Annotated in this window: 5 protein-coding genes; 2 read left to right on the forward strand and 3 right to left on the reverse strand. The window is 69.8% G+C overall.

What is annotated here, in order from left to right; genetic code table 11:
- On the reverse strand, positions 1 to 286 hold a 286-nt coding region (gene tnpA / locus C667_RS19320), incomplete at its 3' end, for an IS66 family insertion sequence element accessory protein TnpA (protein ID WP_004377321.1).
- Positions 243 to 1,859, reverse strand: a complete 1,617-nt coding sequence (locus tag C667_RS26700; protein ID WP_281054850.1) for a sigma-54-dependent Fis family transcriptional regulator — start codon at positions 1,857 to 1,859, stop codon at positions 243 to 245. The genes C667_RS26700 and tnpA, both read right to left, overlap by 44 nt.
- Positions 1,860 to 2,158: 299 nt before the next feature.
- Here C667_RS26700 and exaC point away from each other — a divergent pair, with 299 nt between their 5' ends.
- Together exaC and yiaY are read left to right on the forward strand one after the other, a co-directional pair.
- Entirely contained in the window at positions 2,159 to 3,679 is a 1,521-nt protein-coding gene (gene exaC, locus C667_RS19330) for an acetaldehyde dehydrogenase ExaC (protein WP_004377325.1), read from the forward strand.
- Positions 3,680 to 3,756: 77 nt separating this feature from the next.
- Positions 3,757 to 4,908: an L-threonine dehydrogenase gene (gene yiaY / locus C667_RS19335; RefSeq protein WP_004377328.1), complete on the forward strand. Its 1,152-nt coding sequence runs from the start codon at positions 3,757 to 3,759 to the stop codon at positions 4,906 to 4,908.
- A 108-nt stretch (positions 4,909 to 5,016) separates the two neighbouring features.
- Here the strand turns inward: yiaY and C667_RS19340 are convergent, their stop codons facing one another.
- Positions 5,017 to 6,087: a M14 family metallopeptidase gene (locus C667_RS19340; RefSeq protein ID WP_245538502.1), complete on the reverse strand. Its 1,071-nt coding sequence runs from the start codon at positions 6,085 to 6,087 to the stop codon at positions 5,017 to 5,019.
- Positions 6,088 to 6,120 lie beyond the last annotated feature (33 nt).

Genomic DNA, 6,120 nt, shown 5'->3' on the forward strand with positions numbered 1-6,120 from the left:
TCACGCCGTCGCCCAGGTCGAGCCGCAGTTCGAGGCGGCCCGTGCCGCCGAGTTTGAGCGTGCCGGCGTCGACGAAGCCAGTGGCCTCCATCGCCGGCGCGGCAGGCTGCGTACTCGGCTCGCCCAGCAGGCTACGCCAGCGCCGGAAGCTCGACTCGCTGAGCCCCTCGCGGGCGCAGAACGGCTCGATCCCCAGGCCGCTCGCGGCAAACCGCGCAAAGACGGTTTCCCACTCCTGGCGGCTACGCCGCCGCCACTTGTTGTTGGTCGCTGTCGCCCTGGTCACTGCCGGCTCCTCCCTGATGAATGTGGGAGGGATTGTTCCGCGTGGGCGCGGGCGGGCAAAGAACGCCGCTCAGTGACCGGTTACGGCCGTTCAGCCGGTAGTAGAGGTCGGCGCGGAAGCGGCCGGCCTCGACCTCGTCGCGCAGGCAGCGGTGGGTGGCGCAGATGAGTGCGAAATCCACCGCAACCGGCTTGCCGCCGCCGAGCGGCGTGACCTCGCGATCCTGCAGCGCCCGCAACAGTCGGCATTGCAGCGCGAGCGGCATGTCGCCGATCTCGTCGAGGAACAGAGTGCCGCCGTCGGCCTCGCGCAGGCGGCCGGGATTGCCGTCCTTGTGCGCGCCGGTGAAGGCGCCGGGGGCGTAGCCGAACAACTCGGCCTCGATCAGGTTCTCGGGCAGCGCCGCGCAATTGACCGCGACCAGTGGCGCCTGGCGGCGCGGGCCGCTGCGATGAATGGCCTGGGCCAGCAGTTCCTTGCCGGCGCCGGACTCGCCGTGGATCAGGACCGGAATCGCCTTGCCCGCCACCTTGCGCGCCTTCTCCAGGACTGCCTTCAAGCGGGCGTCGCCGGTGTCGAGGGCGGCGAGGGCATCCTGCGGCTCGCCCGGCCGCACGCACGCCGGCGCGGGAATGGAGGCCTTGCCAGCGTCGATCTGCACGAACAGCGGCTCGCCGCGCCGGGTGTTGACCCGCATGGGCTGCGGCCCGCGACGCCGGCCCCAGTCCGCCAGGTCTTCGAGGCGGGCGGCGAGCACCCAGGCGAGGGGCGTCGCCCCCAGGTCGGGCGTGTCGAGGCCTAGCATGGCCAGCGCCGCCTGGTTGGCGCCGATGATCCAGCCGTCCTCCGACAGCGCGAGCAGCCCCTCGGCGACGCTGCCGAGGCCCTCGGCCTGACGGTGCAGGTGCACCAGGGTGTCGCGCCGGTGGCGCCCACGGATCAGGCCGTTCTCGATCATGCGCGCGGCGGTGCGCACCAGGCCGTGCGTATGGGGGTGCTGGCTGCGGTGGTCGCCGGAGATGTCCAGCACCCCGAGCAGTCGTCCGCCCGGGTCGAGAATCGGCGCGGCGGCGCAGGTGAGGAAGCTGTTGCGCTCGAGGAAGTGTTCGGCGCCGTGGATCTCGACCGGCACCCTTTCCGCCAGCGCGGTGCCGATCGCGTTGGTGCCGCGCTGCTGCTCGTGCCAGGAGGCCCCGGCCGCCAGCGCCACCCGCTCGGCCTTGCCGAGAAAGTCCGCGTCGCCCATCGCGTGTACCAGCAGGCCGCGGTCGTCGGCGAGGATCACCATGCTGTGCGAGGCCTCGACCTGGGCGTAGAGGTATTCCATCACCGGCTGCGCGTGGGCGATGAAGTCCTGGTGGCGGTCGAGGGCGTGGCGCAGATGGCTGGCGGACAGGCGCTCGGCATCGAGGTTGCGGCCCACCGGACTGAGCCCTGCGTCCTGGCTGCGCGCCCAGGAACGCGCCAGCCTGGGATCGACCAGGCCGGCCGCAATCTCGCCCCGCTCGAGCAGCTGGCGACGCGCCTCGCGCAGCGCCGTATCCCTGACCCTCGGGTAGGGGTTCATCATCATGCCTCCTCCTTCGCCCCGGACTCTGGCGGCCGGATGCCGTGTGCGGCCGAGTATAGGCCCTCACGCCCGGCGGGCAAGGACTTCCCCGCGCGGCCGTCCAGGGTGTTCCGTTATGGCACAGGTGTCACGCTACGGGACGTTCCACGCCCTGCCACCGCCCGCCGCCCCACAATTAAAACTCCTTTTGCTTTCATAAGCATAGCTCCTTCTGCCGAACCTGGCACGGCTCTTGATAGGGAGAAACTGCCCACCGCTCCGGAGGCCGCGGAAAGACGATCGAGGCAAAGGAAGGAGACATCATGCTTTACGCCGCACCCGGCGCCCCCGGCGCCAAACACGAATACCGCAGCCGCTACGACAACTTCATCGGCGGCAAGTGGGTGGCCCCGATCGCGGGCGAATACTTCGACGTGATCACCCCGGTCACCGGCAAGCCCTATACCCAGGCCGCCCGCTCCCGCGCCGCGGACGTCGAACTCGCGCTCGACGCCGCCCACGCCGCGGCCGAGCCATGGGGTCGCACCCCGGCCACCGAGCGGGCCAACGCACTGCTCAGGATCGCCGACCGCATCGAGGCCAACCTCGAGCGGCTCGCCTACGTCGAGACGGTGGACAACGGCAAGGCCATCCGCGAAACGCTCAATGCGGACATTCCGCTGGCGGTGGACCACTTCCGCTACTTCGCGGGCTGCCTGCGGGCGCAGGAGGGGAGCCTCTCCGAAATCGACGAGCACACCGTCGCCTATCACTTCCACGAGCCGCTCGGCGTCGTCGGCCAGATCATCCCGTGGAACTTCCCCATCCTGATGGCCGCCTGGAAGCTCGCGCCCGCCCTGGCGGCCGGCAACTGCGTGGTGCTCAAGCCGGCCGAATCGACCCCGGTCAGCATCCTGGTGCTCGCCGAACTGATCGCCGACCTGCTGCCCGACGGCGTGCTCAACATCGTCAACGGCTACGGCGGCGAGGCCGGCATGCCGCTCGCCACCAGCCGGCGCATCGCCAAGATCGCGTTCACCGGCTCCACCGCCACCGGCCGCGTCATCGCCCAGGCCGCGGCGGAGAACCTGATCCCGGCCACGCTCGAACTCGGCGGCAAGTCGCCTAATATCTTCTTCGCTGACATCGCCGAGGCCGACGACGCGCTGCTCGACAAGGCGGTCGAAGGCGTGGTGCTGTTCGCCTTCAATCAGGGCGAGGTGTGCACCTGCCCATCGCGCGCGCTGATCCAGGAATCCATCTACGACCGCTTCATCGAGCGCGTCGTGGCGCGGGTGAAGGCGATCCGCCAGGGCAGCCCGCTCGACACGGAGACGATGATGGGTGCCCAGGCCTCGCAGCAGCAGATGGACAAGATCCTGTCCTACCTGGCGCTGGGCCAGGAGGAAGGCGCGCAGTGCCTGACGGGGGGCGACCGCGCCCGGCTGCGGGGCGAACTTGCGGACGGCTATTACATCCAGCCGACCCTTTTCAAGGGGCACAACCGGATGCGCATCTTCCAGGAGGAGATCTTCGGCCCGGTGCTCGGGGTGACCACCTTCCGCACCGAGGCCGAAGCCCTCCAGATCGCCAACGACACCCCCTACGGGCTCGGCGCCGGCGTGTGGACCCGCGACGGCGCGACTGCCTACCGCATGGGCCGCGCGATCAAGGCCGGCCGGGTGTGGACCAACTGCTACCACGCCTATCCGGCCCACGCCACCTTCGGCGGCTACAAGGAGTCGGGCATCGGCAGGGAGACCCACAAGATGATGCTCGACCACTACCAGCAGACCAAGAACCTGCTGGTCAGCTACAGCCCCCAGGCCCTCGGCTTCTTCTGACGCCCGGGTTCGCAATCCGACAAGAAACGCGCCGCCGCACGCACGGCGGCCATCCACACACAATCAGGAGAACTTCGATGAGCACCAATACCTTCTTCATCCCGTCCGAAAACATGATCGGCGCCGGTTGCCTCGCCGACGCGGTGAATGTCGTGCGCGGCAAGGGATTCCGTCGCGCGCTGGTCGTCACCGACAAGCCGCTCAACCGCCTCGGCGTGGTCGACCACGTCGTCGGCCTGCTGCACGAGGCCGGCATCGAGGCCAGCGTCTTCGACGGTACGAAGCCGAACCCGACGATCGGCAACGTCGAGGAGGGCCTGGCCATGCTGCAGGCCGACCACTGCGACTTCGTCATCTCGCTCGGGGGCGGCTCGCCCCACGACTGCGCCAAGGGCATCGCCCTGTGCGCGACCAACGGCGGGCGCATCGCCGACTACGAAGGCGTCGATCGCTCGGCCCAGCCGCAGCTGCCGCTGGTCGCGATCAACACCACGGCCGGGACCGCGAGCGAGATGACCCGCTTCTGCATCATCACCGACGAGGCACGCCACGTGAAAATGGCGATCGTGGATCGCCACGTCACGCCGGTCCTTTCGGTGAATGACGCCGCGCTGATGGCGGGGATGCCGAAGGGGCTGACCGCGGCGACCGGCATGGATGCGCTGACGCATGCGGTGGAGGCCTACGTGTCGACCGCGGCGACGCCGATCACCGACGCCTGCGCGATCAAGGCGATCGAGCTGATCGCCGACAACCTGCGCCAGGCTGTCGCCGACGGCGCGGACATGCAGGCGCGCGAGCAGATGGCGTACGCGCAGTTCCTCGCCGGGATGGCGTTCAACAATGCCTCCCTGGGCTACGTCCATGCAATGGCGCACCAGCTCGGCGGCTACTACGACCTCCCCCACGGCGTCTGCAACGCGGTGCTGTTGCCCCATGTGCAGGCCTTCAATGCCGAGGTGGCGGCCCCGCGCCTGGCGGACGTCGCCCGTGCGCTCCGCGTCGATACCCGCGGCATGGACCCAGCGACGGCGGCGCAGGCCGCGATCGCCGCCATCCGGCGGCTCAGCGCGGACGTGGACATCCCGCCCAACCTGAGCGCCCTGGGCGCGCGTCGCGAGGACATCCCGGCGCTGGCGGCCAATGCGATGAAGGACGCCTGCGGCGTGACCAACCCGAGGCCGGCGGAGCAGGCCGAGGTCGAGGCGATCTTCGCCGCCGCGATGTAGGCGAGGCGCGACGGGAGGCGCATGCCCCCCCTCCGCAACCGGGATGGCCCCTCGGGTGCCATCCCGGTTTTTTTTCGAGCGCGCCCGAAGAGGCGTGCGCCGCGTCGCTCAGACCGCCAGATGGCGCCAGATCGCGTTCAGCATCGCTCCGCCCATGCGCTTGCTGCGCGCGCCGTTCCAGCCGTTGTGGCCGTCGGGGAGGTTGGCGTTGTCCTTGAACGGCATCTCCAGGGTCAGCGACACGCAGCCGAAGCGGTGCGCCACCCATTTGCTCGCCAGGCCGAGCAGCGCCTCGCCGAAGCGGCCGGGCTGGTAGCCGTGTTCGCGCTGGAAGTCCGGGCTGGCGGCGGCGAAGGCGTCGATGAACATCGCCTGGCGGGCGGCGGCTTCGGCGCTGAAACCGGGCACCTCCTCCGCGGTGGAGAAGAACACGTAGGGCAGCGCCTCGTCGCCGTGGATGTCGAGGAAGAGCCCGCAGCCGGTGCGTTCCATCTCCTCGCGCACGAGGAACACCTCGGGGCTCGCCGCCGGGTCGGGCGCGCGCCATTCACGGTTCAGGTTGCGGCCGGCGGCATTGGTGCGCAGGTTGCCGCGCACCGCGCCGTCCGGATTCATGTTCGGCACGATGTAGAGCACCGCGTGCTCGCGCACCTTGCGCGCGATCGGGTCGGCGCCGTCGAGCAGGCGCTCGAGCAGGCCCTCGACGAACCACTCCGCCATCGTCTCCCCCGGGTGCTGGCGGGCGATGATCCATACCGGCGCGCGCTCGGGCGTTGGGCGGCCCACCACCACGAGGTCGAGATCGCGCCCCTCGACGGTGGCGCCGAGGTTGAGCACCCTGGCGAAGGGGGACATCTCCGCGCGGCACAGCAGGTCGAGATGGCGCTCGTGCGAATAGGGCTCGAAGTAGGCGTAGAAGATCGAATCGCGCTCGGGCGTGTGCTCGACGATCAGGCGGCCGTCCTCGTAGCGGGTGCCCGAGACGCGGAACCAGTTCTGGCGGTCGTAGGAAGCGACGCAGCGGTAGCCCGGCCAGCCGTCGGCATAGGCGGCCTCGGCGGCGTTCTCGAACACCATGCGCAGCGGCTTGCCGCCCGCGCCGAGCACGCGGAAATGGAACCATTGGCGGTAAGCGGTAACCGAGCGGCGTTCTTGCCTACTTCGAGCGCGGGTGGAGATCGGATCGAAGCGGATTGGCCGCGAAGTGTTGCT

It is taken from the genome of Thauera phenylacetica B4P (genome assembly GCF_000310225.1).
Taxonomy (GTDB): domain Bacteria; phylum Pseudomonadota; class Gammaproteobacteria; order Burkholderiales; family Rhodocyclaceae; genus Thauera; species Thauera phenylacetica.